This window comes from Paraburkholderia sp. BR10937, from assembly GCF_040965695.1.
GTDB lineage: Bacteria > Pseudomonadota > Gammaproteobacteria > Burkholderiales > Burkholderiaceae > Paraburkholderia.
In genome coordinates, this window is the sequence record NZ_JBFRCL010000007.1 from 18,493 (window position 1) to 45,106 (window position 26,614).

Below are 26,614 nucleotides of genomic sequence, written 5' to 3' on the forward strand. Positions count from 1 at the left end.
CCGCCGGCGTTCTGCCGGGCGATGGCTCAGTCTTGTGTAGCCGACGTAGCGGCGGACATCGCGTCGCGCATCGCCGCCCAGACCTTGAGTGCGTCCACGGTGGGCGCCACGTCGTGCACGCGAATGATCGCCGCACCGCGCTCCGCCGCGCACACGGCCGCCCCGAGGCTCGCCGCCACGCGCTCGGGCGCGGGCCGGTTCACGAGCGCGCCGAGCATCGACTTGCGCGACATGCCGGCCAGGATCGGATACGGCGCGACACCTGCCGCAACCTCGGGCGCCGTCGCGGGCAGGTGCGCGAGCAGCGCGTAATTGTGCTCGACCACCGCCTTGCCGAAGCCGAAGCCCGGATCCACGCTGATACGCGCCTTCGCCACGCCCGCCGCTTCGAGTTCGGCGCAACGCCGGGCGAGAAACTCGCGCACCTCGCGCACGACGTCCGCGTAATCGGGCTCGCCCAGTTGCATCGTCTGCGGCTCGCCGAGCATGTGCATCACGCACAGCCCGCAGTTGCTCTCGCGCACGGCCTCGATTGCGCCGGGCATCCGGAAGCCCCAGATGTCGTTGATCATGTCGGCGCCGGCCGCGAGCGCCGCGCGCATGACTTCGGGCTTGTACGTGTCGATCGACAGCGGCACGTTCGCACCCTTGAGCTTTTCCACCAGCGGAATCACCCGTTCGAGTTCCTCGTCGAGCGGCACGGGCGGCGCGCCAGGGCGCGTCGATTCACCGCCGATGTCGATGATATCGACGCCGTCGAGCATCATCTGCTCGGCGCGGCGCAAGGCGTCGCCGAACGCGATATAGCGACCGCCGTCGGAAAACGAGTCGGGTGTGGCGTTGAGGATGCCCATGACGAGCGGACGCTCGAACGTCAGCGTGAAACGGCCGCATGCGAGCGGTTCAGGTGGGAGACTACCTTGCGAGGAGATGTTGGGCACGTCAGAAAACGTCAGATGTGTAACGAGATGCGGCGGCACAGCGGCACGCCAGAAATGCAAAACGGGCCGATGTGAACATCACACCGGCCCGCAACTTTACTCGATAAGGATCACGCCGGCGCGGTGGCGCTACCGGGCTTGACCTCGGTGCCCGTGCTGCCGCCCGACGACGCGTCGCCCGGCGACGGCGTGCTCTTCGGCGAGCGCGGCGGACGGCCGGCCATGATGTCGTTGATCTGGTCGGCGTCGATCGTTTCCCACTCCATGAGGGCCGCGGTCATGGCTTCGACCTTGTCGCGGTTCTCGTCGAGCAGGCGCTTCGCGAGGTTGTACTGCTCGTCGAGCACGCGGCGGATTTCCGCGTCGACCTTCTGCTGCGTCGCTTCCGAGATCGCGCGCGTGAAGCCCTTGCCGAACGGGCCGCCGTCGCTGTCGTCGTCGGCGTAGACCATCGGACCGAGCGCGTCGGTCATGCCGAAGCGCGTGACCATGGCGCGGGCCGTTTGCGTCGCCTTGTTGAAGTCGTCCGAGGCGCCCGTGCTGATCAGGTTCATGAACAGCTCTTCCGCCACACGGCCGCCGAACAGGATGGCCAGACGATCCAGCAGATAGTCCTTCGAGTACGTTTCGTTGTCGTGCTCGGGCAGTTGCCACGTCACGCCCAGCGCGCGACCGCGCGGGATGATCGTGACCTTGTGCACCGGGTCCGCCTTCGGCAGCAGCTTCGCGATCACCGCGTGACCCGACTCGTGGTACGCCGTGGCGCGCTTCGCTTCTTCGCGGATCACCGCCGACTTGCGCTCCGGACCCATGAAGATCTTGTCCTTCGCGTCTTCGAAGTCCTGCATCTCGACGATGCGCTTGCCGCGGCGCGCCGCGAACAGCGCGGCTTCGTTCACGAGGTTCGCGAGGTCGGCGCCCGAGAAGCCCGGCGTGCCGCGTGCGATCACTGCTGCATCCACGTCGTTGGCGATCGGCACCTTGCGCAGGTGCACCTTCATGATCTGCTCGCGGCCGCGGATGTCCGGCAGGCCCACATAGACCTGGCGGTCGAAACGGCCCGGACGCAGCAGCGCCTTGTCCAGCACGTCCGAACGGTTGGTCGCCGCGATCACGATGACGCCCGAGTTCGCCTCGAAGCCGTCCATCTCGACCAGCATCTGGTTCAGCGTCTGCTCGCGCTCGTCGTTGCCGCCGCCCATGCCGGCGCCACGATGGCGGCCGACCGCGTCGATTTCGTCGATGAACACGATACACGGCGCATGCTTCTTGGCCTGCTCGAACATGTCGCGCACACGGGCCGCGCCCACGCCGACGAACATTTCGACGAAGTCCGAACCCGAGATGCTGAAGAACGGCACCTTCGCTTCGCCGGCAATGGCGCGTGCCAGCAGCGTCTTACCCGTACCCGGAGGGCCGACGAGCAGCACGCCGCGCGGAATGCGTCCACCCAGCTTCTGGAATTTTTGCGGATCGCGCAGGAAGTCGACGAGCTCGGATACTTCTTCCTTCGCTTCGTCGCAGCCGGCGACGTCGGAGAAGTTGACCGCGTTGTTGTTCTCGTCGATCAGGCGGGCGCGCGATTTACCAAAGGAGAATGCCCCGCCTTTGCCGCCCCCCTGCATCTGTCTCATCATGTAGAACCAGAACACGATGATGAGTATGGTCGGCCCGAGGTAGTACAGCGCGGAAACGAGCGCGTTCGGCTCTTCATCGGCCTTGCCGCTCACCTGCACGCCATATTTCATCAGGTCGCCGACCATCCAGATGTCGCCTGGGGAGACGATCTGGTATTTCTGGCCATCAGCCGGAGTGACCGTGAGGTTCCGCCCCTGCACCACGACGCTCTTGACCTTGCCGTTCTTCGCGTCGTCCATGAACTGCGAATAGGAAACGCCTTCCTGGACACGGGGCTTGTCGAACTGCTTGAACACCGTAAACAGCACCAGTGCGATTACCAGCCACACTGCTGCCTTCGAAAACATGTTGTTGTTCAAAGCACCACTCCTTCACTCATAGATGGGCGCCTACATTTGCCTTGCGACTGCGACACCACCAAAGCATTCTAATCCAGTACACGGACCCCTGCCATAACGTTTCGCTACCGCAGGAATAGCCCGAGCGCCTTGTCCGGACCGCCTCTCGGGGTCGTTTTGCGACCAGATTGCGCCATTTGCACGGCAATCATGCCCCGTTTAACAGGGACGCTTCAGATGTTTACCCAATATAAACGTTTCGGACGATTTATCACGCGAAGCCTTCGGTTTGCGCGCCGCCACGACCTTGAACTGCTGCTTGAACTTCTCGACGATCTGACTGTAACCGCTGCCGTGGAAGCATTTGACTAAAAGGGCTCCATCGGGTTTCAGATGATTCTGCGAGAACTCGAGCGCGAGGTCGCACACGTGCTCGATACGCGCCGCGTCGGCCGACGCGACCCCCGAGAGATTGGGCGCCATGTCCGAAATTACAAGGTCGACGGGGCGGCCGCCCACCAATTCTTCCAGTTGCGCGAGCACGTCGTCCTCGCGGAAGTCGCCCTGCAGGAACTGCACGTCGGAGATGGGTTCCATCGGCAGGAGATCGAGCGCGATGATCGTGCCGTCGATGCCGCCCTGCCGCTGGTCGTCGCGCTTCGTACCCTGCGCGAGCTTGTTGCGGGCGTACTGGCTCCAGCTGCCGGGCGCCGCGCCCAGGTCCACGATCACCATGCCGGGGCGGATCAGCTTGTCCTGCTCGTCGATTTCCTTGAGCTTGTAGGCAGCGCGGGCACGATAGCCCTCCCGCTGCGCCATTTTCACGTACGGATCGTTGATATGGTCGTGCAGCCACGACTGGTTGAAGCGATTTTTTGCCATTAAAGATGAACTCTTGCTGCGTGATTCCGCGCTTTTAGCGGATAATACGCGTTTTATTCGTGCGGCCGTCGCGGCCCGCCTGGCCGGATGTTCGTTGCTCCGCCGGCGTTTTTGGCCCGCGCCCTGCCGTTCCCCACGGTTTTCCGTTGTTCCGACGCGCTTTGCCCGCTGGCGGCCCGCTTTTCGCGGTCCGCATCCACGTCTGCCCAGGTTGTCAATTCATGCCTGTCGACCCGCGCGGCGCCGTCATTTTAGTCGAGTCTGCCACATCCCATGCCCGCCCTCACTCTTTCCGCCGAGCAGCGCTCCGAGCTGCGCTCCCAGGCTCACGCGCTCAAACCGGTCGTGCTCATCGGCGCCGAGGGACTGACCGACGCTGTCCTCAAGGAAATCAAGGTTCACCTTGCCGCGCACCAGCTCATCAAGGTGCGCGTGTTCGGCGACGAGCGCGAAGAGCGCCTCGCGATCTATGAAGAGATCTGCGACCGCCTGAGCGCTGCCCCGATCCAGCACATCGGCAAGCTGCTCGTCATCTACAAGCCCGAGGAAGCCAGGGCGAAGGCCACGACCGCGCGCGCCGGCGCCCGCGGCACCGTGTCGCGCCCGGCCGCCGACGTGCCGAGCGCGCGCGAAGCGGGCAAGCGTGGCGCCGCGCCGCGCACCGTCAAGGTCGTCAAGGCCAGCGACAACCCCATGCGCAAGCCGAAGGCGCAAAAGGTGACGGTCAAGGGCAACGAGCGCGTCACGCAAGGCGGCAACATCAAGCGCGCCAAGAAGCGCCAAACCAGCTCCAAGCGGGCCCACCAGGGTTCGAAGTAAAAAAAGCGCGGCCTTCGAGCCGCGCTTTTTTTCGCCTGAACCGGCTTCAGGCCGCGTTCAGCGCGCAGCGGTTTCCATGCGCTGCGGCAGCGTGCCGCGCGCAGAAGGCAACAGCCAGACGAGCCACGCACCCAGCAGGCTCTGCACGAGATAGAACAGGCTCGACACGCCGTGCAGCAAGCCGAAGCGGCTCGCATACGGCGAACTGGCCACGTCCATGCCCGCACTCATCGCCTGAACGCGCAGCGCATTCATGAACGGCTGCAGCGCGAAATAGCCGATCAGCACGCACAGCAGCATGGCGGCTAGAATCCAGCGCAGCCGGCGATAGCCCAACGCGCCGCGGCGCACGAGCATGCTCGAGAGCCCGAGCAGCAGCACGCCGCACACCACGCCGATCAGGCCTTCGAGGCGAAACAGCTGCGCGGCGAGTTCGCCGGCCACCGGCCTTTCGAGCGACGCGAACAGCACGGGCGCGACCGCATAGCCGATGGTCAGCTGGCTGCCGACCCACAGCATGGCCAGCAGCCCGAAGAGCCTGTGCGGAACGAGCGAAACGGGAGTGGCGGAACCCACGTGGCTTGCAGTACTCACGTCGACGCGCCCTCAGACGTAGCGAACCTCGATGACTTCGTACTCGCGCACGCCGCCGGGGGCCTGCACTTCGGCGACATCGCCTTCGGACTTGCCGATCAGCGCGCGCGCGATGGGCGAGCTGACCGAGATCAGGCCGTGCTCGAGATCGGCTTCGTCGTCGCCGACGATCTGGTAGGTCACCGTCTTGCCCGAGTCGAGGTCTTCGAGATCCACGGTCGAGCCGAACACCACGCGGCCGTCCGCTTCGAGCGTGGCCGGGTCGATGATCTGCGCGGCCGCCAGCTTCGACTCGATCTCGGCGATGCGGCCTTCGATGAAGCCCTGCTTTTCCTTTGCGGCGTCGTATTCCGCGTTTTCCGACAGATCGCCCTGCGCGCGCGCTTCCGCGATCGAATTGATGACCGCCGGACGCTCGACGGATTTCAGGCGCTGCAACTCTCCGCGGAGTTGGTCTGCACCGCGCTTGGTCAAGGGAATCGTGCTCATAAACAACTCGTACGGCCCACGAGGGCCTAAAGAAGGCCGCGCCACGCACGCTTGTCGCACGCGTTGCGGCCATAAAAAAATTCCGCGGTTAAGTGCATCCCGCGAGGGCGGCTGCGCGGTCTGGCGCAGCCTGAAAACCCTGTTGGGACGCCGCTTAACCGCGGCACATTCAGCTTTTGTAGCCTGCCTCGTCGAGCGTTAGACAGACAATTGAAGCCTTAGTTTAGGCGAGCATGGAGGCCTTGTAAATCATAGACTTCCAGGTTCTTCAGGTAGCGCAGACCCTCGACGGCCGCGCGTGCGCCCGACATCGTCGTGTAGTAGGTGACCTTGTTGGCCTGCGCGCTCATGCGGATCGAACGCGAATCGGCGATCGCCGAGCGGGTTTCGTCGACGGTCGTGAAGACGAGCGAAATCTCGCCGTTCTTGATCATGTCGACGATGTGCGGACGGCCGTCCTTCACCTTGTTCACGACCTTCACCGGCACGCCGGCCGCCTCGATCGCGGCAGCCGTGCCGCGCGTGGCGACGATCGGATAGCCGAGTCCGTGCAGCATGCGCGCGACGTCCACGGCCTTGGGCTTGTCGGCGTCCATCACCGTGATGAAGACGGTGCCCGACTCCGGCAGGCGCGAGCCCGCTGCGAGCTGCGACTTGAAGAGCGCTTCACCGAAGGTCTTGCCCACGCCCATCACTTCGCCCGTGGAACGCATTTCCGGTCCGAGCACCGGGTCGACGGTCGGGAACTTGATGAACGGGAACACCGCTTCCTTCACGCTGAAGTACGGCGGCACGACTTCCTTCGTCACGCCCTGCTGCGCCAGCTTCTGGCCGACCATCGCGCGCGCCGCGATCTTCGCGAGCGGCAGGCTGGTCGCCTTCGAGACGTACGGCACGGTACGCGAAGCGCGCGGGTTCACTTCCAGCACGTAGATGATGTCCTTCTTCGACCCATCGTCCTGCGGCACCTGCTGGATCGCGAACTGCACGTTCATCAGGCCGACCACGTTCAGCGCCTTGGCCATCGCGGCCGTTTGACGCTTGAGTTCGGCAACCGTTTCCTGCGAGAGCGAGTACGGCGGCAGCGAGCAGGCCGAGTCGCCCGAGTGCACGCCTGCCTGCTCGATGTGCTCCATCACGCCGCCGATGAACACGTCCGTGCCATCGGAGATGCAGTCCACGTCGCATTCGATCGCGTCGTTCAGGAAGCGGTCGAGCAGCACCGGCGAGTCGTTCGACACCTTCACGGCCTCGCGCATATAGCGCTCGAGGTCGCGCGGCTCGTGGACGATTTCCATGGCGCGACCGCCCAGCACGTACGACGGACGCACGACGAGCGGGTAGCCGATTTCGTCGGCGAGCTTGAGCGCTTCGTCTTCGGCGCGTGCCGTGCGGTTCGGCGGCTGGCGCAGGTTCAGGTCCTGCAGCAGCTTCTGGAAGCGCTCGCGGTCTTCTGCGGCGTCGATCATGTCCGGCGACGTGCCGACGATGGGCACGCCGTTCGCCTCTAGGTCGAGCGCGAGCTTCAGCGGCGTCTGGCCGCCGTACTGCACGATCACGCCAAGCGGCTTTTCCAGGTCTACGACTTCGAGCACGTCTTCGAGCGTGAGCGGCTCGAAGTACAGGCGGTCGGAGGTGTCGTAGTCGGTCGAAACGGTCTCGGGGTTGCAGTTGACCATGATCGTTTCGTAGCCGTCTTCGCGCATGGCGAGCGCGGCGTGCACGCAGCAGTAGTCGAACTCGATGCCCTGACCGATCCGGTTCGGGCCGCCGCCCAGCACCATGATCTTCTTGTTGGTCGTCGGGTTCGCCTCGCACTCTTCCTCATAGGTCGAGTACATGTAGGCGGTCTTCGTGGCGAACTCGGCCGCGCAGGTGTCCACGCGCTTGTAGACCGGGCGCACGTTCAGTTCAATACGACGCTTGCGCACGTCCGTGGCGTTGCTGCCGAGCAGCTTCGCGAGACGGCGATCCGAGAAACCGCTTTGCTTCAGGAAACGCAGTTCGTCCTTCGAGAGGCTGGCGAGCGTGCGGCCCTTGACGGCCTCTTCCTTCTTGATAATTTCTTCGATCTGCGCGAGGAACCATGGGTCGATCGCGGTTTCTTCGAAGATCTCTTCGCGCGTCATGCCCACGCGGAACGCGTCGCCCACGTACCAGATGCGGTCCGGACCGGCTTCGCCGATCTCGCGGATGATCTCGTCGCGGCTCGTGGTCTTTTCGTCCAGACCATCCACGCCGACTTCGAGGCCGCGCAGCGCCTTCTGGAACGACTCCTGGAACGTGCGGCCGATCGCCATGACTTCGCCCACCGACTTCATCTGCGTGGTGAGGCGCGGGTCGGCTTCGCGGAACTTCTCGAACGCGAAACGCGGAATCTTCGTGACGACGTAGTCGATGGTCGGCTCGAACGAAGCCGGCGTCTGGCCGCCCGTGATTTCGTTCTTGAGCTCGTCGAGCGTGTAGCCCACGGCCAGCTTCGCGGCAACCTTGGCGATCGGGAAGCCCGTGGCCTTCGAAGCCAGCGCCGACGAACGCGACACGCGCGGGTTCATTTCGATCACGATCATGCGGCCCGTGCGCGGGTCGATCGAGAACTGCACGTTCGAGCCGCCCGTATCCACGCCGATCTCGCGCAGCACCGCCAGCGAGGCGTCGCGCAGGATCTGGTATTCCTTGTCGGTGAGCGTCTGCGCCGGCGCGACCGTGATCGAGTCGCCGGTGTGGATACCCATCGGGTCGAGGTTTTCGATCGAGCAGACGATGATGCAGTTATCCGCCTTGTCGCGGACCACTTCCATCTCGTATTCCTTCCAGCCGAGCAGCGATTCCTCGATCAGCAGTTCGCGCGTGGGCGAGAGGTCGAGACCGCGCTTGCAGATCTCTTCGAATTCTTCACGGTTGTAGGCAATGCCGCCGCCCGAGCCGCCGAGCGTGAACGACGGACGGATCACGACCGGGTAGCCGCCCGTGCCGGTGGCTTCGGCGATCTCGCCTTGCACCTTGAGCGCCTCTTCCATCGAGTGCGCGACGCCCGACTTCGCCGAACCGAGACCGATCTTCGTCATCGCGTCCTTGAACTTCTGGCGGTCTTCGGCCTTGTCGATGGCTTCCGGCGAAGCGCCGATCAGCTCGACGTTGTACTTCTTCAGCACGCCGTGGTGGTGCAGGTCGAGCGCGCAGTTCAGCGCGGTCTGGCCGCCCATCGTCGGCAGGATCGCGTCGGGGCGCTCCTTCTCGATGATGCGCTCCACCACTTCCCACGTGATCGGCTCGATGTAGGTGACGTCGGCCGTGTTCGGGTCGGTCATGATCGTCGCCGGATTGCTGTTGACGAGGATGACCTTGTAGCCTTCTTCACGCAGCGCCTTGCATGCCTGCGCGCCCGAATAGTCGAACTCGCACGCCTGGCCGATGATGATCGGACCCGCGCCGATGATGAGAATGCTCTTGATGTCTGTCCGCTTGGGCATAACGCTCTCGCTAAATATTCCTGTGTCTTGTACGTCTGGCGGCTCGCGGGTGACTCAGCTTGCCGCCCGGGCGCGCGCGTGGGCCGTTCTTCGAACCGGCTCGCTGCGCACCCTGCTCTGCTCTTGTGCTCGATGCGGCGCTTACGCCGCCTTGGCCTTGTCCATCAGCGCCGTGAAGCGGTCGAACAGATAGCCGATGTCCTGCGGACCCGGCGATGCCTCCGGGTGGCCCTGGAAGCAGAACGCGGGCTTGTCGGTCAGCTCGAAGCCTTGCAGCGTGCCGTCGAACAGCGAAACGTGCGTGACGCGCGTGTTCGCGGGCAGCGTCGCGGCGTCCACTGCGAAGCCGTGGTTCTGCGACGTGATGACGACGCGGCCGTCGGCGAGATCCTTCACCGGATGGTTCGCGCCATGGTGGCCCGTCTTCATCTTCATGGTCTTCGCGCCCACGGCGAGGCCCATGATCTGGTGGCCGAGGCAGATGCCGAAGGTCGGGATGCCGCGCTCGATGAAGGCTTGCGTCGCCTTGATCGCGTAGTCGCACGGCTCCGGATCGCCGGGGCCGTTCGAGAGGAACACGCCGTCCGGGTTCAGTGCGAAGGCGTCTTCAGCCGTGGCTTGCGCCGGCAGCACCGTGACGTCGCAGCCGCGCTCGGCCAGCATGCGCAGGATGTTCTGCTTCACGCCGTAGTCGAACGCCACGACCTTGTACTTCGGCGCCGATTGCGTGCGGTAGCCTTCGCCCAGACGCCATTCCGTGGTGTTCCACTGGTACGGCTTGCCGGTCGACACGACCTTGGCGAGGTCCATGCCCGCGAGGCCCGGGAACGAGCGCGCGAGTTCGATGGCCTTCGCTTCGTCGTCGGAACCTGCGAGGATTGCGCCGTTCTGCGCGCCCTTGTCGCGCAGGATACGCGTAAGCTTGCGCGTATCGATGCCGGCGATGGCGACCACGCCTTCGTCCTTCAGATACTGGCCGAGCGTGCGCTCCATGCGGAAGTTCGAGGCGAGCACGGGCAGGTCGCGGATGATCAGACCGGCGGCATGGACTTTCGTGGCTTCGACATCTTCGGCGTTGACGCCGACGTTGCCGATATGCGGATACGTGAGGGTGACGATCTGGCGAGCGTAGCTCGGGTCGGTCAGGATTTCCTGATAACCGGTGATGGCCGTGTTGAACACGACTTCACCGATCGTATGACCCGGCGCGCCGATCGAGTAACCACGAAAGACCGTGCCGTCGGCGAGCGCGAGCAGAGCGGGAGAGAATGACGGCAACACGGGAGACTCCTTGGGGGAGCACCCTGTGCCGACCTGTTATCCGACGTTGCGATCTTGCGACCTGTGGGAGCGGCTGCGGCGTCGGCCCCCCCTTTCCGTGAGGATCAGGATGCGCGCGCGGCTCGCTCGCTTGCGCGACCTCTTCGTGTGGTCGACCGTTGTGGCGCCGGGCCACGAGCGCGCGTTTGTGACGCAGGATCGGGCGGCAGCCGGCCAGTTGACGATGAAGCGCGGGCGGCGGATGAACGGATGGGAGGAGGTAGGCGCTAGGGTGCGGGTTGATAAGCTCAAACCTTGAAATTATAGCGCGAAAGTCACCTTTCCTTCAAATTTCAGGATGACGCTGGCGACGGGGAGCGTGCTCGCAGCCCGGTGCGCGGCCCTTTCCACTATAGCGGGCGGGAGCGCGGCGGCAAGCGTCGCCCGTTCGGCGCCGCCCGAAGTGTTACCCATGTTCCCGCACACCTGTGACCCATGTCGCCGTTCACACCCACCAATGAAAACGCCGCCACCTGGCAGGGTGACGGCGTCAAACACAACAAAAACGGAAAAGTGATCGGAGCGAAATACCATGCGCTGCCCCCGCAACGCATGTTTGAGCACCCTTCGCCAGCCGCTATTTTGTATGGTGTTTCTGCGTGTGGGTTTCGGCCTTCGGGCGGCTCGCCGCACCCTTCGACGCCTTGCTGGGCGCAGCGCTGACCGTCTTTGCCTTGACAGGTTCGGAAACCTTGACAACCTCGGTGCGCGCGCGACCGTGCTTCTTATCGTATCGCGACTTCGACCCGGTGTCTGCAACGCGGGTGCCAATTCGCTGCACACCACCACCAGAAACGTTCGTTGCCAGACGCTCCGGCCCAGGTTCGCTCGGCATCGCCTTGTTGACCGGCACGTGCAACACCAGCACCTGGCCCGGCGCAACGTAGTCGCGGCGGGTCTTGTTCCATGCCTTCAACTGGCCGAGCGACACGCCATAGCGGCTCGCCACCGCTTCCATCGACTGCTTGCGGCGCACGCGGATCAGCATCTTGCGCGTGTCGGGCACGTCCGGCTCCATGGCCAGCACGGCGCTTTCCGCCACGTCGGCGCTGATGTCCTCGTCGTCGCCGTCGTCGGTGCGCGGCACCACGAGCGTCGAGCCCGCCTTCAGGCGCATGCCCGCCGGAATCTTGTTCACCGACATCAGCGTGTCGGCGTCCACGCCGATCTTCTGCGCGATCGCCGCCGGCGTGGCGCGCGAGTCGGTCGTGTAGACGGTCCACGACGAAAGCTGGCCGGAATAGGCCTTCAGGTTGCGCTCGAACGCGCTCGCGTTGTCGAACGGCAGCAGGATCTGCGGGTCAGTCGCGCCGAGAATCACGGGCTTCTTGAACGACGGGTTGAGCGAGCGGAACTCGTCGGTCGTCATGTTCGCGAGCTTGGCGGCGACGTCCACGTCGATGTCGTGCGAGGTCGTGACCGTCACGAAATACGGGTGGTTCGGAATGGACGGCAGCGTGAGCCCGTACTGCTGCGGGTTCATCACGATGTTCTTGACCGCCTGCAGCTTCGGCACGTAGTTACGTGTTTCGCTGGGCATGCGCAGGCTCTGGTAGTCGGTCGGCAGGCCCGCCGCCTCGTTGCGCGCGATGGCGCGCTGCACGTTGCCCTCGCCCCAGTTGTAGGCGGCCAGCGCGAGATACCAGTCGCCGAACATGTCGTGCAGGCGCGAGAGATAGTCGAGCGCGGCGCTGGTGGAGGCCAGCACGTCGCGGCGCTCGTCCTGCCACATGTTCTGCTTGAGGTTGTAGGTGCGGCCCGTGCCCGGCACGAACTGCCACATGCCGGCGGCCTTCGCGACCGACAGCGCCTGCGGGTTGTAGGCGGATTCGATGAACGGCAGCAGCGCGAGCTCGGTAGGCATGTGACGCGCCTCGAGCTCTTCGACGATGTGATAGAGGTACTTCTGTGAACGCTCGGTCATGCGCGCGACGTAGTCGGGCCGCTGGGCGTACCAGTTGGCGTTCATGTCGACGAGGTCGCTCTGCAGGTCGGGCATCTGGAAGCCGCGGCGAATGCGGGCCCAGAGGTCGGCGTCGGGACTCGTCAGCTGATCGACGGAGCCTTGATCGACGTTAATGGTTTCTTTCGCAGCGGAGGTCTTACGAATGAGGTCGGCGTTGGCCTGGGCGTTGGCTGGTGCTAGAGAAGTCGCAGACGGTCCCCCGCTCGCACAGGCGGCGAGCATGAGGACCAGCAGCGCACTGATTATGAATCGCATGAAAATCTACATCCGCATGGCTGGAATTTGCAGCCGATAGTACGGAACGCGTCCGTTTCCGTCAATCGGAATTATTGGAAAAAAAGCCATGAAATCCGCAGCTTGGGCGTGATTCCATACGATTGGGTTGAGCATGCCCCCGGACCCGGCTGGGTCAGCGGAACCGATTCTTCCATTCACGCATCATTGCGAAAGCCGCCAGCCGGTCCGGCACCGATTCGTGCAGCGCCTCGGTGAGCGCGGCTTGCACCGCCGCATCGCCCGCGCGCAGGAAAGGATTGACGGCGCGCTCGTGCGCGATCGTCGTGGGCAGCGTCGGCACGCCGCGCTCGCGCAGCGCCGCCGCCTCGCGGCTCCAGTCGCGCAGATCGGCGTTCTCCGGATCGCAGGCGAGCGCGAAGCGAATGTTCGACAACGTGTATTCGTGTGCGCAATGCACATGGGTATTGCCGGGCAGCGCCGCGAGCGCGTCGAGCGAGTCGAGCATCTGCGCGGGGGTCCCCTCGAAGAGGCGGCCGCAGCCGCAGGCAAAGAGCGTGTCGCCGCAGAACACGTGAGGCGTGCCGGCGGCATCCGCTGCCTGGAAATAAGCAATGTGGCCACGCGTATGGCCAGGCACGTCGATCACCGTCAGTTCGAGCGCCGGGGCATCCAGATGGACGGCGTCGCCGCCCCTCACGCGCGTGACGAACGCATCGAGCGGGCCGAGCGCCTCGCCGGCCGGGCCATATACGGGCACGCGGGCGTCGGCGAGCAGGTCCGCCACACCGCCGACATGGTCGTTGTGGTGATGGGTGAGTAAAATAGCGACGAGCCGCCAGCCGCGCTTCGCGAGGTACGCGCGAACCGGAGCAGCGTCGCCCGGATCGACGGCAACGGCATTCCGGCCGTCCGAAACGACCCAGATGTAATTGTCTTCAAACGCCGGAACCGGCACGTACTCGTAGGCGCACGCATCGCTCGAACGCGCGTACTCAAGCGGAATCTTCATGGGGCGACGTATTCTTCGACATGTCTGACCGATTGATTATAGACTGGCCCGCCTGGACCGCCTCACCCGCTGGCAGGTATGTGCTCGGCTGGGAGCAGGAGCAGCTCGACCGCGTGGTGTCGAACATATTCGGCTACCATGCGCTGCAGCTCGGCCTGCCGCAGCTCGACGCCCTGCGCGAGAACCGCATGTCGTGCCGCGGCCTCGTGCTCGACGCCGCCAGTGCCGCGAGCGCGCCCTACTCCGTACCCGGCACGTCGGCCCATGCGCACCCGAACGGCGGGCAACCGTCGCCCGACGCGGGCGGCGCAACCCCAGACCGCACTCCGGCTGCGGGCGGCAGCACGTTGCTTCACGCGCCCGCGGGCCGCAGCACCGTCTGGTGCGACTTTCTCGATCTGCCGTTCGAGGCGCAGAGCGTCGACCTCATCGTGATGCCGCACACGCTCGAATTCACGAGCGACCCGCACCGTCTGCTGCGCGAAGCCGAACGTGTGCTGATGCCCGAAGGGCAACTGCTGATCGTCGGCTTCAACTCGCTTTCGCTGTGGGGTGCGCGCCAGTCGGTCGGCAAGCTGACCGGCCATCCGTTCCTGCCCGCGCGCCAGGACCTGATCGCCTTCACGCGCCTGAAAGACTGGATCAAGCTGCTTGGCTTCGAGCTTGAACGCGGGCGCTTCGGCTGCTATCGTCCGCCGCTCGCGACAGACCAGTGGCTCGGCCGCTACGGCTTCATGGAAGCCGCCGGCGACCGCTGGTGGCCTATTTTCGGCGCTATCTATATGGTGACGGCGATCAAGCGCGTGCGCGGCATGCGCCTCGTCGGCCCACTGAAGGTCAAGAAGCCGGTGCTGGCCGCGAGCCTGAAGCCCGCGGCGACCACGCCTTCCCCAACACGCAACAAGGACTCATGAGCACACCCGACTTCGTCGAAATCTTCACGGACGGCGCCTGCAAGGGCAACCCCGGCCCCGGCGGCTGGGGCGCGCTGCTGCGCTTCGGCGCGCAGGAAAAAGAACTGTTCGGCGGCGAGGCCGGCACGACCAACAACCGCATGGAACTGATGGCGGTGATCGCCGCACTCGACGCGCTCAAGCGCCCATGCAAGGTGATCGTGCATACCGACTCGCAGTACGTGCAAAAAGGCATCAGCGAGTGGATTCACGGCTGGAAGAAAAAGAACTGGATGACGGCCGCCAAAACGCCGGTCAAGAACGACGACCTCTGGAAGCGCCTGGACTCGCTCGTCGCCCAGCACGAGATCGAGTGGCGCTGGGTGAAGGGTCACGCCGGCCACCCGGAGAACGAGCGCGCCGACGCGCTCGCGAACCGCGGCGTCGCCACGCTCGCCGAACTCTGAGACCGCGGCTTTCCAGGACCGCTTCTCGCGGCTGCCTCACGCTTTCACGCCTTACAAGACATGCGCCAGATCATTCTCGATACTGAAACCACCGGCCTGAACGCCCGCACGGGCGACCGCATCATCGAAATCGGCTGCGTCGAGCTGGTGAACCGCCGGCTCACGGGCAACAACCTGCACTTCTACGTGAACCCGGAGCGTGACAGCGACCCGGGCGCACTCGCCGTCCACGGCCTCACGACCGAGTTTCTCTCCGACAAGCCGAAGTTCGCCGAAGTCGCGGACGAGATCCTCGACTTCATTCGCGACGCGGACATCATCATCCACAACGCGCCGTTCGACATCGGCTTTCTCGACGCCGAACTCGCGCTGCTCGGCAAGCCGGGATTCAAGGAGCACTGCGGCGAGGTGATCGACACGCTCGTGCAGGCCAAGCAGATTTTCCCCGGCAAGCGCAACTCGCTCGACGCCCTGTGCGACCGCTTCGGCATCAGCAACGCGCACCGCACGCTGCACGGCGCGCTGCTCGACTCGGAGCTGCTCGCCGAGGTGTACCTCGCGATGACGCGCGGCCAGGAAAGCCTCGTCATCGACATGCTGGGCGAGCACGCTGCGCCCGGTGCGGCCGCCGCGCCGCGCATCCAGCTCGGGTCGATCGATCTGCCGGTGATCATGGCGAGCGACGAAGAAATCGCCGAACACAACGCCGTGCTCGACGGTCTCGACAAGGCGATCAAGGGGACGTCGGTTTGGCGCACCGAGCCGGCTCCCGCCGATGCCAATGCGGCCGATGCGCAAAATGCTTAAAAAAGGCTTTACAAGAGCGAAAACACCCTGCATAATCTCAATCTCTTCGGGTGGTTAGCTCAGCGGTAGAGCACTGCCTTCACACGGCAGGGGTCACTGGTTCGATCCCAGTACTACCCACCAGAATTCCTGGTGTTGGTAACGACAAACACCGAAGAATAAAAGGCCTCGTTGCGAAAGCAACGAGGCCTTTTGCTTTGGGCTTCGGCTTTCGGCGCGTTTCACTGTCAGCAATCCGAATCAACCAATAGAACGGGTTTTCTGTTTCGCGACGGGATTGACGACCTGAGTGCGTCCTACTCGCCGCCGGCATCGAGACCGATGCCGCGCGCCATGCCCGTGGCCGCGAACACCATCGCGACGAGCAAGAGCGTCTGCCATCTGCCGATAAGTGCGTATTTCGGCGCGCCGGTGAGATCCGGCACGTCGCCGCGCCGCACGGCGACGCGCCAGCGCAGCAGCGCCATCATGGGGACGATTTCGAGCAGAAGGATCAGCACGAGCGCAGCCATCTTCACGAGAAAGAGCGGTTCGTGGAGGTAGTAATCAGCGCCCTTCTCGAAACCACCGAACGCACGCATGGCGCCAGTGACGATCAGGACGACCGCGGAGCCGCCCCAGCCGCTGTCGGCGCTGAAGATCACCGGCAGGTCTTCGGTGGACGTGCAGCGGCGCAGGCCGCGCGTGCGCCGCAGGATCGAAGCGAGCGCAAAGCCGAAGGCGAGCAGATGAGTCGCGGCGAGCAACCAGCGTATCAGCATTGCAACTCCTTCCGGTGGGCGACAGGAACGGCAAGCAATGGTAAAGCGGCTCGAGCGCGGACGTCGCGCAAAGCGGCCGGACCGCGGGTCGTCAGACCTGCCTGAGCGTGGCGTCGAGAGCGCGTGCAGCCGTGCGGTCGCCTTCGGAGGCGAGGCCCACGCGAAACACAGTCTGACGGTTATGGCCCGCCGCAGCGGGCGAATCCCAGAGCAATTCGATCTTTGCGTGGCGCGCGGGCTTGCCCGCAGGCACCGCGGCAGAGGATGCCGATGCGGGCCGCTGCGCAGCGGGCGCGCCCGGCTCAGGCGTAGACGCAGACTGGCCTGCCCCCTGCGCTGCGGTGGAATCCGCAGCATCCGCGAACCCCACAGCGGCAACCGGTTCGGCGACGCCACCCGCGGGCGCTGGATCGTCGGTCTGCGGCGGCGCGGGCAAGAGCGCGGGTCCGGACGCAACGGCCCCGTCCTGCGGCGCACCGGAGAGCCAGCGCACCGACAGTTCGCGGGCATCGTACTGGCCAACCTTGCGGCTCTCCTGCCAGACGACCGTCGTGCGCGTCGTGGCATCGATCGACACGGCGAAGCGGCCGATCGCGAAGCGCCGCGCCGCGAAGTTGCTGCGCCAGAGCGCGCGCGGCCGGCAGATCCAGACCACGGCGGCATAGAGCGCGGGCGCGGCCACGAGCCAGCCGTTGGTGTCGGCCACGGCGTGGAAGGTGCGGCGCCAGCCGGCGGTCCAGACGAACACGCCGATCGAGCCGATCGCGAACAAAAAGCCGAGCACGCCGAAAAAGCGCAGCGCCTGACGCAGCCACTGGGGCAGCGGGTGAAACGGCCGCTCGACGCGTGCCCTGGCGCCCGGCAGCACGATCAGCAAAAACAGGAAGACGAGATTCAGACTTGCAGCCGGCGACGACGCCATGCCTTCGAGCGCGGCGACGAAGTTCATTTGCGCCATGGAGTGCAGCCAGCGCGCGAGAATCACGAGCCCGATCGCGCGCAGCGCGAAAAGCGTCCCGGCACCGGGTACGGTGGCCGTGGGCGTCGGTCGGGTTCTGGCCAAGGGTATTCTCCTCTGTCGACCAGAGTTGACGCTTTAGCGTCTTACTCTGGTCCCATGCATAGCTGTCGACCAGAGTTGACGCTTTAGCGTCTTATTCTGGTCCCATGCAAAGCTGTCGACCGGAGTTCGCGCTTTGGCACGTCACTCCGGTCCCATGCAAAGCACGCTTTCGTGGGCGCCGCGGATTTTACGGCACGGCCATTATAGGGACATTGAGCGTGCGCCTCACCTGCCGCCGCCGCGAATGCGACAACGCCCCGGCGCATGGGCACCGGGGCGTTGGAAAAGCGGGAAAACCGGGCGCGCCGCAGCGCGTCCAGTTTCGGTCGTACCTTAGCCGGCGTTGACTTCGCGCAGCACGGTGCGATGCTTCTGGCGCAGCAGTTCTTCGTACACGGCCACGTAGTTGCGTGCCATCACCTTCGACGAGAAGCGCGCTTCGAACGCGGCGCGCACCTTCTCGCGCGACAGCGTCGACAGACGCTTGACCGCCGCGACTGCGCTGATTTCGTCTTCCACGACGAAGCCCGACACGCCGTTCTCGATGACTTCCGGCACCGAGCCGCGCTTGAACGCGATGACCGGCGTACCGCAGGCCATGGCTTCGATCATGACGAGGCCGAAGGGCTCCGGCCAGTCGATCGGGAACACCAGGGCATGCGCGTTGCCGAGGAACTCGCGCTTTTCGTGCTCGCCGATTTCGCCGATGTACTCGACATGCGGCAACGCCATCAGCGGCTTGATGACTTCTTCGTAGTAGGCGCGGTCGGCCTTGTCGATCTTGGCGGCGACCTTGAGCTTCATGCCCGCCTGGTCGGCGATGCGGATCGCGCGGTCAAGACCCTTCTCCGGCGAGACGCGGCCGAGGAATGCGAGGTAGCCGGGCTCGACGTTAGGAATCGGCGTGAGCACGTCTTCCGGCAGGCCGTGGTACACGGTCTGCTGCCAGTTGGCCTGCTGCAGCGGAATGCGCTGGTTGTCCGAGATCGACACCACCGGCACGTCGTTGAACGCATTGAACACCGGCTGCAGTTCCGGCAGGTCCAGACGGCCGTGCATGGTCGTGACGAACGGCACCGGCTGGCGCTGGAACAGCGAGAATGGGTAGTAGTCGATATGGAAGTGCAGCACGTCGAACTCGTCCGCGCGGCGGCGAACTTCTTCGAGCAGCAGCATGTGCGGAGCCATCACGTCGCGAATCGTGGGGTCGAGGCGCAGTGCCTGCGGCCAGAACGCTTCGAGCTTTGCCGAGGTGATCGAATCGCCGCTGGCGAACAGCGTGACGTCGTGGCCCTGTTCGACCAGCGCTTCGGTCAGGTAGGAGACCACCCGTTCCGTGCCGCCGTACAGCTTGGGAGGAACCGCCTCGTGCAACGGAGCGATTTGAGCGATTCGCATAGTGGTGAACTCCTTCCTCGTAATAAATCGGGCAATAGACTGCAAATTTGACAATCGACCTATGCAGGCTGCGGCTTCCTTGTCGCCACGCGCCTTACAGGCGTTCCATACCGCTAACCGCGCCGGAAATCCGGACACAGACCCGACGCAGTTGTGAAGCGGCAAGAGAGCGCACACGCGGCGGTTCAGGCGGTAAACGCGCAGGGTTCGCGGCCGTTGACACAGAAGCTGTCAAATTCCCTACGCTGTCCGAGTCGGCATTATCCCGGTCCAGGGTAAATACCGGCTAGATCATTTCAAAGTCTTTACGTTGTTACAAACCGGAAACACTCCGCAACCCATTGTTTTCCAAGAGAGTTCTAGATTGGGTGCTGCGCTGCGGGAAGCAACTGCGCGCGATTGTCGCGGCTCTTGTGCGCATGAATCGATCCTGCTTGTTTCCTGGTTCGCAACCAGCGGACAGCGTGTTGCGAGCAAGCACAGCGCTTTTCCGAATGCAATCCGTAATTCTATCTCTAAAACACCTATCTCTAAAACGGTCCACGATTCCTGTTGAACCTCCACTGCAACAACGTGTCCCCAATCTGTATCCCGCGCTATCGTGTCGCGATATGATGCGCGTCCGCCGGGCACAGGCGGTGCGCCAAGCCCATGGGGTGTTTACAATGCGGTAAGTCCGCCTTCGTTGCCGTGCGCTCGAAGCCGTTCGTCGCCTCAGCGCCCGCCATCTTCCTTGAACTTGCACGGACGAAATTCCGTCAGACCGACCACCCGATCAATTGGAACATCTGACCATCGCTCAGCGTAACGCCCACAACGCAAAGCTTGCGAGCTATGCGCGGCACCCGCTCGCGTTCCTTTTTCGCTACATCAAGCGCCATCCGTTCGCCCACACTGTCGTGCTCGCCAGCGTGTTCGCGGCAGTCGGCTGCGCGCTTGCGTCGCAGTACGCCATCAAGCATCTGATCGACGTGCTCGGAGCGGGACGCCATCATCCGGGCCCGCTGTGGACCGCGTTCGCCATCCTCGTCGGCCTGATCGCCGCCGACAACCTGCTCTGGCGGGTCGGCGGCTGGTTCGCGGCGCACACCTTCGTCGCCGTGACGGGCGACCTGCGGCGCGACCTCTTTCAGTATTTGAGCGGACACTCGCCCACCTACTACGCCGAAAAACAGCCCGGCACGCTCGCCAGCCGCATCACGGCGACGTCGAACGCCGTCTACACGGCCGAGAACACCACTGCCTGGAACGTACTGCCGCCCTGTATCGCCGTGGCCGGCGCGATCGTCATGATCATCGCCGTGAACCCGCTGATGGCGGCGGGCCTCCTGCTCTGCTCGGCGATCCTTTCGGTGATCCTCTTCAAGCTGGCCGGGCGCGGCTCGTCGCGCCACCACACCTTCGCCTCGAAAGCGGCCGCGGTGGATGGCGAGCTGGTCGACGTGATCGGCAACATGGCGCTCGTGCGCGCCTTCGGCATGACGTTCCGCGAGCAGAAGCGCTTCGGTTCGACCGTCAAGGCCGAACTCGACGCGCGCCGCTCGAGCCTGCTCTACCTCGAAAAGCTGCGTCTGCTGCACGCCGTGATCACGGCCATGCTGTCCGCCGGCCTGCTCGGCTGGGCGCTGTGGCTCTGGGATCAGGGCAAGGCGACGTCGGGCGACATCGTGCTGGTCAGCTCGCTCGGCTTCACGATCCTGCACGGCACGCGCGATCTGGCCGTGGCGCTCGTGGACGTCACCCAGCACGTGGCACGCCTCGCCGAGGCGGTGCAGACGCTGCTGGAGCCGCACGGCATGCCCGACCGCGACGACGCCAAGGAGCTCGTGGCCCAGGGCGGCCGCGTCGATTTCGAAGGCGTGACCTTCGCGTATCCGCACCGCAAGCCGATCCTCGACCATTTCGACCTGCGCATCGAGGCCGGCCAGCGCGTGGGCCTGATCGGCAAATCGGGCGCGGGCAAGACCACGGTGCTCGCGCTGCTGCAGCACTTCTACGACACCCAGGGCGGCGCCATCAAGATCGACGGCCAGGACATCGCGCACGTCACCCAGGACACCCTGCGCCACGCCATCGCGCTCGTGCCGCAGGACATTTCGCTGTTGCACCGCTCGATCTACGAAAACATCGCCTACGGCCGCCCCGAGGCGAGCCGCGAGGAAGTGTTCGCCGCGGCCCGCGAGGCGCGCTGCGCGGAATTCATCGAAGCGATGCCCGAGGGCTACGACACGATCGTCGGCGACCGCGGCGTGAAGCTGTCGGGCGGCCAGCGCCAGCGCATCGCGATCGCGCGCGCCATTCTCAAGAATTCCCCGATCCTGCTGCTCGACGAGGCCACCTCGGCGCTCGACAGCGCGTCCGAAGAGGCCATCCAGCAGGCGCTCGACCGGCTGATGGTGGGCCGCACGGTGATCGCGATCGCGCACCGCCTCTCCACGCTCAACAACTTCGACCGCATCATCGTGATGAGTGCGGGCAAGGTGATCGACGACGGCAGTCCGGAAGAACTGCGCAACCGTCCGGGCCTCTACCGCGACCTCCTCGCCAAGCAGTACGGCAAGCAGTCCACGCTGCATCTGGGCAGCAAGAAGGCCGACGAAAAGCACGTGGCCTGACACCACCACCGCGCAGGCGGGCGCCTTGCCCGCTGCGTCTCGCCCCGGACGCCCGGACGCAAAAAAGCCGCTTCAGTGCATCGACTGAAGCGGCTTTTTTTCGCTCTCCGACGGGTGCGCGAGGCGCGGGTGCTTCAGCCCTGCGCGCGCTCGAGCGGCGGCACGCTCACCCCTTGCCGCACGCTGACCCGGCCGAGATCGCGCATGAAGCGGTCGCGCCAGACCGAAACATTGTTCTCGCGCAGCTGGGCCATCATGTCGTGATAGCGCGCGAGACGCTCGGCAAGCGGCATGGCAAGCGCGGTGCCGAGCGCATCGGCCATGCCGTCGATATCGAGCGGATTGACGATGAGCGCGCCCGACAGCTCCTGCGCCGCGCCGGCAAAGCGCGAGAGCACGAGCACGCCCGGATCCCCGGGATCCTGCGCCGACACGTATTCCTTGGCGACGAGGTTCATGCCATCGCGCAGCGGCGTGACGTAGCCGACATTCGACGCCCGGAACAGCGCGGCCAGCACCGCCCGTTCGTACTGGCGGTGGATGTACCAGATCGGCGTCCAGTCGAGTTCCGCGTAACGGCCGTTAATGCGCCCCGACTCCGCCTCGAGGCGCAGCCGGATGTCCTGATAGGCATGCAGGTCGGCACGCGTGGGAGGCGCGATCTGCACGAACGAGACCTTGTTGCGCTGCGCCGGCGCGTGGTCGAGCAGGCGTTCGAAGGCGCGAAAACGCTCCACGAGCCCCTTCGAGTAGTCGAGCCGGTCCACGCTCATGATCACCTTGCGTCCGTGCAGCGTGGACTTGAGCGTGCGCACCGGTTTGCCGCGCTCACCGGCCTTGGCGAGTTCCGCGATCTCGTCGGGATAGACGCCGATCGGGTAATCGCCCGCGCAGAGCGTCTGCCCGAACGCCTCGATACGCGTGAGGCCGTCCGGCTGCAGCGCCGTCGTGCCCCCCGCCTCGTTCACGATGTAGTCGCAGAACGCGCGTAGATCGGGCCTCGTCTGGAAGCCGAGCAGGTCGAACGCGCACAGCGCCTGCACCAGCTCGCGATGCGGCGGCACCGCCAGCAGCACCTGCGAGGCCGGAAACGGAATGTGCAGGAAGAAGCCGACGCGGTTCTTCACGCCCGCCGCGCGCAACGCCTGGGCGAACGGAATGAGGTGATAGTCGTGGACCCAGATCACGTCGTCTTCGCGCAGCAGCGGCACGAGCTGCTGCGCGAGCCACGCGTTCACGCGGCTATAGCCCTCGTACTCGTGGCGGTCGTACTGGACGAGATCGGCGCGGTAGTGGAACGCGGGCCAGAGCGTCGCGTTCGAGAACCCGCGGTAGTACTGGTCGTAGTCGCGCCGCAACAGGCCGATGGTGGCGAAGGTGACGGCCCCGCGCTCTTCGAGCGCGATCTGCGGCTGGCCGGAGGTGAGCACGTCCCCGCTCCAGCCGAACCACATGCCGCCGGTTTCCTTGAGTGCGTCGTACACGCCCACGGCGAGGCCGCCCGCGGCCGGACCGCCTTCGGAAATCGGCGCGACGCGGTTCGACACGATGATCAATCGGCTCATGAGGGGCGGGGTCCGTGCAGGAAATCGGGAAGGCGTGGCGCGTGCGAGGCGAGGCCTCGCCTCAGCCAGGTCAGGCAAGCTACGTAGGAGATGAAGCGAGGCATGTGCGCGATTACCGGGCGCCCGGCATGGCCGCAACGAGCGATGCGAGCCAGCCGTACAGGGGGTCGACCGAGGCGACGCGCGTCCGCGCGATGGTGTCGCCGCCGCCGACCTTGATCGACAGCCCGCCCAGCGCATTGACGACGGCGAAGCCCTTCTCGTCGGTCAGGTCGTCGCCAGCGAATACCGGGCTGCGGCCCGCGAACGGCGGCTCGTCGAGGAACGCGCGCAGCGCGCGGCCCTTGTCGACGTCCTTCGGCTTGATTTCGTAGACCATCTTGCCGGGCTGCAGCACGTAGGCGTCGGCGTAATCGGCGGCGAGGCGCTCGGTCGCGGCGCGCGCTTCGGCTTCTCGCTCGGGCGCGTTGCGGTAGTGCAGCGCGAGCGACGCGCCCTTGATCTCGAGCAGCATGCCCGCATGCGTGCGCACCACTTCCGCGAGCACCTGCTCCATGTGCAGCAAGCGCTGGTCGTTGAAGCCGACACGCTGCGTGTCGCCGTTGGCGTCGCGCCGCTCGGCGCCGTGCAGGCCGGCCACGGGCAGATCGGGCATGCCGAGAAAACCGTCGATGCTCTCGATGCCGCGCCCGGAGACGATCGCCACCGCGCCGTGCGTCGCGCGGCGCAACTCGCGCAGCAGCGCGAGCATGTCGGGACGGACGAGCACGCCATCGGGCGTGGGCGCGAGATCGACGAGCGTGCCGTCGAAATCGAAGAAAAATGCCGTCTGTTCAGGCGGCAGGACTGCCGGAAGTGCTTGCATTGCGTTCTTTTCACCCATCGGCCTGCTGGCCGGGTATGGCCCCGGGCTGCGCCCAGGGAAAGTGTGCGAATCTTACCGCGCCTTGGATCGATTATCGAGAAAGTAAGGGGCTGACCGCCTGTGCAGGCATCCTCGGACTCGAAGATGCGGCATATCGACGCGAGCAATCGGCACGACCGGGGCGCTCGCGACCGCGCGGACCCAATTTTGCTACAGTCGCAGCGACAAGCCGCGCCCGGTCGTCCAGGCGACCGCGGCCAACGTAATCCAATCGAGTCGACGAGATTGCCTTTGTTCCCCACCTTCGAGCCCACGCTGCGCACGTTCCGCACCCGCCTGAGCGGCCACCCCCGCGGCAGCATGCGCAACCCGCGGCACGCGGCGGTGGTGGCCGGCGTGGCGCTGCTCGCGGCGTGCTCGCACCCGGGCGAACCCTGGCAGCTCACGAACGTGAGCGGCCATCTCCCCGACCTCGACTTCGCGCTCACGGCCGACAACGGCCAAAACGTGACCGGCGCCAGTTTTCACGGGGACACGACGCTTGTCTACTTCGGCTACACGCATTGCCCGGACGTCTGTCCGGAAACCATGGCGCGCCTGATGCAGGTTATAGCGAAGCTCGGCCCCGATGCGGACAAGGTGCGGATACTCTTCATCAGCGTCGATCCGGCGCGCGACACGCCGCAGGCATTGCACGCCTACGTCGGCGCGTTCGACGCACGGCATGCGCGCGGCCTGACCGGCACCGACGCCCAGATCGAGTCGCTCGCGCGGCGCTACCGCGTGGCCTACCAGATGGAAAAGCGCGACCCCGACGGCAGCTACGAGGTCACGCACAGTTCGGCCGTGTATGTGTTCGACGCGCAAGGGCATGCGCGCCTGCTCGCCACCGACCACGACTCTCCGGACGCGCTCGCGCATGACCTGCGCCGCGTCATAAACGACACGGCGTGAACGCATGCCGCCTCGCCGGTCCAATCATCGGGTTTTGACGCAACAGCAATCGCAACAGGAAACGTTATGACGAAGAACCTCAAGTCACTCACCGTCTCGCTCGGCTGCGCGCTGAGCACCTTCGGTGCGCTCGCCGCCTTCGCGCCCGCCGCGCACGCCGCCGCCGGCACGCTGAGCGCGCAGGACGCATGGGTGCGCTGGCTGCCCAACGACCTCCCGGCCGCGGGCTACGTGACGCTCAAGAACGATGGCGACCAGCCGGTCGACCTCGTGGGGGTATCGAGCGACGCTTACGGCATGGTCATGCTGCATCAGACGGTCTCGACTGGTTCGACGCAGAAGATGATCATGGTGCACAAGGCGACGGTGCCTGCGCACGGCACGCTCGCCATCGCACCGGGCGGCTATCACCTGATGCTGGAGAAGGCGAAGCACAAGGTCGCGCCGGGCGACACGGTGAACGTGAAGCTGCAGTTCTCGGACGGCGAAACGCTCGACACGCCGTTCGCGGTCAAGCCGCCGGCGGGGCAGTGACGCCGCAGCAATACCACCGCGCGCATACACCGCATTGCCATTGGTTGCGCGCGCAAGCATGTTGAATCCGCGATGAAGCCGCCGCCATGCTCGCGATGACCCTGCTCTACTGGCTCCAGCCCTGGGAGCCCTCGCCGACCGTGATGATCTGCACGCTGCTCGCCGCGGTGCTGTTCGTGCGCGGCAAGCGGCACGCGCGGGTGTCGCTCGCACGCCAGATCTCGTTCTGGTTCGGGCTTGGCGCGCTCTATGTCGTGCTGCATACGCGTCTCGACTACTACTTCGAGCACGAGTTCTTCATGCATCGCGCGCAGCACCTGGTGCTGCACCATCTGGGGCCGTTCTTCATCGCTCTCGCCTACCCGGGCGCGGCGCTGCGCGCGGGCATTCCGTTCAAGTGGCGGCAGCGCTTCGTGCGCCCCGCGCTCGCCGCACGGCCCGTGCGCGTGGCGCTCGACATCGTCATGCATCCCGTCGTTGCCGTCGGGCTCTTTGTCGGGCTCATCTACTTCTGGCTCTTTTCGCCGATCCACTTCATCGCGATGCTCGACTGGCGTCTCTACCGCGTCATGAACTGGAGCATGGTGATCGACGGGCTGTTGTTCTGGTGGCTCGTGCTCGACTCGCGCCCCGCGCCGCCCGCGCGCCTCTCGCCGGGCAAGCGCGTGCTCGTCGTGATCGCGGCGATTCCGCCGCAGATCGTGCTCGGCGCGTTCATCTTCTTCACGTCGCGCGAGCTTTATCCGGTTTATTCGATCTGCGGCCGCGCGTTCACCTGGCTCTCGCCGATGCGCGATCAGCAGATCGGCGGTCTGCTGCTGTGGATTCCGGGGTCGATGATGAGCGTGGTCGGCACGCTGGTTGCGCTGCGCCACTGGATGCGGCTATCCGCACGCGGACGTTTGCAGCGGGACCGGCGCCCCGGCATGCGTCCGGTGGACGGCGAGCGCCAGAAGGAAGGGCGCACCCTGCGCACGTAAAGCACG

22 protein-coding genes and 1 tRNA gene are annotated in these 26,614 nt (G+C 65.3%); 9 read left to right on the forward strand and 14 right to left on the reverse strand.

The features are described 5' to 3' along the window. Positions 1 to 26 precede the first annotated feature (26 nt). The 3 genes from folP to AB4Y44_RS07885 all read right to left on the reverse strand — a co-directional run bounded on the left by folP (position 27) and on the right by AB4Y44_RS07885 (position 3,799). Complete coding sequence (gene folP / locus AB4Y44_RS07875) at positions 27 to 932, reverse strand: dihydropteroate synthase (RefSeq protein WP_342921963.1); 906 nt, start codon at positions 930 to 932, stop codon at positions 27 to 29. A gap of 119 nt (positions 933 to 1,051) precedes the next feature. After that, positions 1,052 to 2,938 carry an ATP-dependent zinc metalloprotease FtsH gene (gene ftsH, locus AB4Y44_RS07880; protein ID WP_342921883.1) on the reverse strand — a complete coding sequence of 629 codons (1,887 nt, stop codon included), beginning with the start codon at positions 2,936 to 2,938 and terminating at the stop codon, positions 1,052 to 1,054. A 198-nt stretch (positions 2,939 to 3,136) separates the two neighbouring features. After that, positions 3,137 to 3,799 carry an RlmE family RNA methyltransferase gene (locus tag AB4Y44_RS07885; RefSeq protein ID WP_342921882.1) on the reverse strand — a complete coding sequence of 221 codons (663 nt, stop codon included), beginning with the start codon at positions 3,797 to 3,799 and terminating at the stop codon, positions 3,137 to 3,139. Between the two features lie 273 nt (positions 3,800 to 4,072). Here AB4Y44_RS07885 and AB4Y44_RS07890 point away from each other — a divergent pair, with 273 nt between their 5' ends. After that, positions 4,073 to 4,618: a YhbY family RNA-binding protein gene (locus AB4Y44_RS07890; protein WP_368699169.1), complete on the forward strand. Its 546-nt coding sequence runs from the start codon at positions 4,073 to 4,075 to the stop codon at positions 4,616 to 4,618. 57 nt (positions 4,619 to 4,675) lie between these two features. On the opposite strand, the gene AB4Y44_RS07895 is transcribed toward AB4Y44_RS07890, so the two are convergent. From AB4Y44_RS07895 to gloB, 6 genes are all read right to left on the reverse strand, one after another. Next, positions 4,676 to 5,137, reverse strand: a complete 462-nt coding sequence (locus AB4Y44_RS07895; RefSeq protein WP_342921962.1) for a DUF4149 domain-containing protein — start codon at positions 5,135 to 5,137, stop codon at positions 4,676 to 4,678. 87 nt (positions 5,138 to 5,224) lie between these two features. Next, positions 5,225 to 5,701 (reverse strand): transcription elongation factor GreA, encoded by a 477-nt coding sequence (gene greA, locus AB4Y44_RS07900; RefSeq protein WP_042261359.1) that lies wholly within the window; start codon positions 5,699 to 5,701, stop codon positions 5,225 to 5,227. A 218-nt stretch (positions 5,702 to 5,919) separates the two neighbouring features. Next, on the reverse strand, positions 5,920 to 9,174 hold the full coding sequence (carB, locus tag AB4Y44_RS07905) for a carbamoyl-phosphate synthase large subunit (RefSeq protein ID WP_368699170.1): 3,255 nt from the start codon (positions 9,172 to 9,174) through the stop codon (positions 5,920 to 5,922). Positions 9,175 to 9,315: 141 nt separating this feature from the next. Beyond that, the gene (carA, locus tag AB4Y44_RS07910; RefSeq protein ID WP_368699171.1) at positions 9,316 to 10,455 is read right to left on the reverse strand and encodes a glutamine-hydrolyzing carbamoyl-phosphate synthase small subunit; all 1,140 of its coding nucleotides are present in this window, start codon (positions 10,453 to 10,455) and stop codon (positions 9,316 to 9,318) included. 616 nt (positions 10,456 to 11,071) lie between these two features. Further along, the gene (locus AB4Y44_RS07915; protein ID WP_324160201.1) at positions 11,072 to 12,715 is read right to left on the reverse strand and encodes a transglycosylase SLT domain-containing protein; all 1,644 of its coding nucleotides are present in this window, start codon (positions 12,713 to 12,715) and stop codon (positions 11,072 to 11,074) included. 154 nt (positions 12,716 to 12,869) lie between these two features. Next, positions 12,870 to 13,706 carry a hydroxyacylglutathione hydrolase gene (gene gloB, locus AB4Y44_RS07920; RefSeq protein WP_342921878.1) on the reverse strand — a complete coding sequence of 279 codons (837 nt, stop codon included), beginning with the start codon at positions 13,704 to 13,706 and terminating at the stop codon, positions 12,870 to 12,872. 20 nt (positions 13,707 to 13,726) lie between these two features. On the opposite strand from gloB, the gene AB4Y44_RS07925 reads away from it, so the two are divergent. The 4 genes from AB4Y44_RS07925 to AB4Y44_RS07940 all read left to right on the forward strand — a co-directional run bounded on the left by AB4Y44_RS07925 (position 13,727) and on the right by AB4Y44_RS07940 (position 15,996). Further along, positions 13,727 to 14,620 (forward strand): class I SAM-dependent methyltransferase, encoded by an 894-nt coding sequence (locus AB4Y44_RS07925; protein ID WP_342921877.1) that lies wholly within the window; start codon positions 13,727 to 13,729, stop codon positions 14,618 to 14,620. Further along, positions 14,617 to 15,066, forward strand: a complete 450-nt coding sequence (gene rnhA, locus AB4Y44_RS07930) for a ribonuclease HI (protein ID WP_069262548.1) — start codon at positions 14,617 to 14,619, stop codon at positions 15,064 to 15,066. The genes AB4Y44_RS07925 and rnhA overlap by 4 nt, the downstream gene beginning before the upstream one ends. A gap of 60 nt (positions 15,067 to 15,126) precedes the next feature. Continuing rightward, positions 15,127 to 15,873: a DNA polymerase III subunit epsilon gene (gene dnaQ, locus AB4Y44_RS07935; protein ID WP_368699172.1), complete on the forward strand. Its 747-nt coding sequence runs from the start codon at positions 15,127 to 15,129 to the stop codon at positions 15,871 to 15,873. A 48-nt stretch (positions 15,874 to 15,921) separates the two neighbouring features. Next, positions 15,922 to 15,996 (forward strand) — tRNA-Val (locus AB4Y44_RS07940). Positions 15,997 to 16,169: 173 nt separating this feature from the next. On the opposite strand, the gene AB4Y44_RS07945 is transcribed toward AB4Y44_RS07940, so the two are convergent. The 3 genes from AB4Y44_RS07945 to AB4Y44_RS07955 all read right to left on the reverse strand — a co-directional run bounded on the left by AB4Y44_RS07945 (position 16,170) and on the right by AB4Y44_RS07955 (position 19,095). Next, entirely contained in the window at positions 16,170 to 16,634 is a 465-nt protein-coding gene (locus AB4Y44_RS07945) for a DUF2214 family protein (protein WP_342921875.1), read from the reverse strand. 91 nt (positions 16,635 to 16,725) lie between these two features. Beyond that, complete coding sequence (locus tag AB4Y44_RS07950; protein ID WP_368699173.1) at positions 16,726 to 17,697, reverse strand: hypothetical protein; 972 nt, start codon at positions 17,695 to 17,697, stop codon at positions 16,726 to 16,728. A gap of 333 nt (positions 17,698 to 18,030) precedes the next feature. After that, positions 18,031 to 19,095, reverse strand: coding sequence for a glycosyltransferase family 4 protein (locus AB4Y44_RS07955; RefSeq protein ID WP_342921873.1), 1,065 nt, complete (start codon positions 19,093 to 19,095; stop codon positions 18,031 to 18,033). A 779-nt stretch (positions 19,096 to 19,874) separates the two neighbouring features. Here AB4Y44_RS07955 and AB4Y44_RS07960 point away from each other — a divergent pair. After that, entirely contained in the window at positions 19,875 to 21,710 is a 1,836-nt protein-coding gene (locus AB4Y44_RS07960) for an ABC transporter ATP-binding protein (RefSeq protein WP_342921872.1), read from the forward strand. Between the two features lie 134 nt (positions 21,711 to 21,844). Here the strand turns inward: AB4Y44_RS07960 and otsA are convergent, their stop codons facing one another. After that, positions 21,845 to 23,275, reverse strand: coding sequence for an alpha,alpha-trehalose-phosphate synthase (UDP-forming) (otsA, locus tag AB4Y44_RS07965; protein ID WP_368699174.1), 1,431 nt, complete (start codon positions 23,273 to 23,275; stop codon positions 21,845 to 21,847). A 112-nt stretch (positions 23,276 to 23,387) separates the two neighbouring features. Continuing rightward, entirely contained in the window at positions 23,388 to 24,140 is a 753-nt protein-coding gene (otsB, locus tag AB4Y44_RS07970) for a trehalose-phosphatase (protein WP_368699175.1), read from the reverse strand. A gap of 360 nt (positions 24,141 to 24,500) precedes the next feature. On the opposite strand from otsB, the gene AB4Y44_RS07975 reads away from it, so the two are divergent. From AB4Y44_RS07975 to AB4Y44_RS07985, 3 genes are all read left to right on the forward strand, one after another. Continuing rightward, a complete protein-coding gene (locus AB4Y44_RS07975) occupies positions 24,501 to 25,094 on the forward strand; it encodes an SCO family protein (RefSeq protein WP_368699247.1) in 594 nt (197 codons plus the stop codon). Positions 25,095 to 25,160: 66 nt separating this feature from the next. Beyond that, on the forward strand, positions 25,161 to 25,628 hold the full coding sequence (locus tag AB4Y44_RS07980) for a copper chaperone PCu(A)C (RefSeq protein ID WP_368699176.1): 468 nt from the start codon (positions 25,161 to 25,163) through the stop codon (positions 25,626 to 25,628). Between the two features lie 95 nt (positions 25,629 to 25,723). Then, on the forward strand, positions 25,724 to 26,608 hold the full coding sequence (locus AB4Y44_RS07985) for a cytochrome c oxidase assembly protein (protein WP_368699248.1): 885 nt from the start codon (positions 25,724 to 25,726) through the stop codon (positions 26,606 to 26,608). Positions 26,609 to 26,614: the final 6 nt, after the last annotated feature.

What these genes read in the sequence shown, in the direction of transcription:
- AB4Y44_RS07915 (WP_324160201.1), bottom strand. Translation starts at nt 12,715, where the DNA reads ATGCGATTCATAATCAGTGCGCTGCTGGTCCTCATGCTCGCCGCCTGT.
- carB (WP_368699170.1), bottom strand. Translation starts at nt 9,174, where the DNA reads ATGCCCAAGCGGACAGACATCAAGAGCATTCTCATCATCGGCGCGGGT.
- AB4Y44_RS07890 (WP_368699169.1), top strand. Translation starts at nt 4,073, where the DNA reads ATGCCCGCCCTCACTCTTTCCGCCGAGCAGCGCTCCGAGCTGCGCTCC.
- greA (WP_042261359.1), bottom strand. Translation starts at nt 5,701, where the DNA reads ATGAGCACGATTCCCTTGACCAAGCGCGGTGCAGACCAACTCCGCGGA.
- AB4Y44_RS07925 (WP_342921877.1), top strand. Translation starts at nt 13,727, where the DNA reads ATGTCTGACCGATTGATTATAGACTGGCCCGCCTGGACCGCCTCACCC.
- AB4Y44_RS07980 (WP_368699176.1), top strand. Translation starts at nt 25,161, where the DNA reads ATGACGAAGAACCTCAAGTCACTCACCGTCTCGCTCGGCTGCGCGCTG.
- otsB (WP_368699175.1), bottom strand. Translation starts at nt 24,140, where the DNA reads ATGCAAGCACTTCCGGCAGTCCTGCCGCCTGAACAGACGGCATTTTTC.
- AB4Y44_RS07985 (WP_368699248.1), top strand. Translation starts at nt 25,724, where the DNA reads ATGACCCTGCTCTACTGGCTCCAGCCCTGGGAGCCCTCGCCGACCGTG.
- otsA (WP_368699174.1), bottom strand. Translation starts at nt 23,275, where the DNA reads ATGAGCCGATTGATCATCGTGTCGAACCGCGTCGCGCCGATTTCCGAA.
- dnaQ (WP_368699172.1), top strand. Translation starts at nt 15,127, where the DNA reads ATGCGCCAGATCATTCTCGATACTGAAACCACCGGCCTGAACGCCCGC.
- gloB (WP_342921878.1), bottom strand. Translation starts at nt 13,706, where the DNA reads ATGAAGATTCCGCTTGAGTACGCGCGTTCGAGCGATGCGTGCGCCTAC.
- AB4Y44_RS07895 (WP_342921962.1), bottom strand. Translation starts at nt 5,137, where the DNA reads ATGCTGTGGGTCGGCAGCCAGCTGACCATCGGCTATGCGGTCGCGCCC.
- AB4Y44_RS07945 (WP_342921875.1), bottom strand. Translation starts at nt 16,634, where the DNA reads ATGCTGATACGCTGGTTGCTCGCCGCGACTCATCTGCTCGCCTTCGGC.
- AB4Y44_RS07955 (WP_342921873.1), bottom strand. Translation starts at nt 19,095, where the DNA reads ATGCGAATCGCTCAAATCGCTCCGTTGCACGAGGCGGTTCCTCCCAAG.
- AB4Y44_RS07975 (WP_368699247.1), top strand. Translation starts at nt 24,501, where the DNA reads ATGCGCAACCCGCGGCACGCGGCGGTGGTGGCCGGCGTGGCGCTGCTC.
- AB4Y44_RS07885 (WP_342921882.1), bottom strand. Translation starts at nt 3,799, where the DNA reads ATGGCAAAAAATCGCTTCAACCAGTCGTGGCTGCACGACCATATCAAC.
- rnhA (WP_069262548.1), top strand. Translation starts at nt 14,617, where the DNA reads ATGAGCACACCCGACTTCGTCGAAATCTTCACGGACGGCGCCTGCAAG.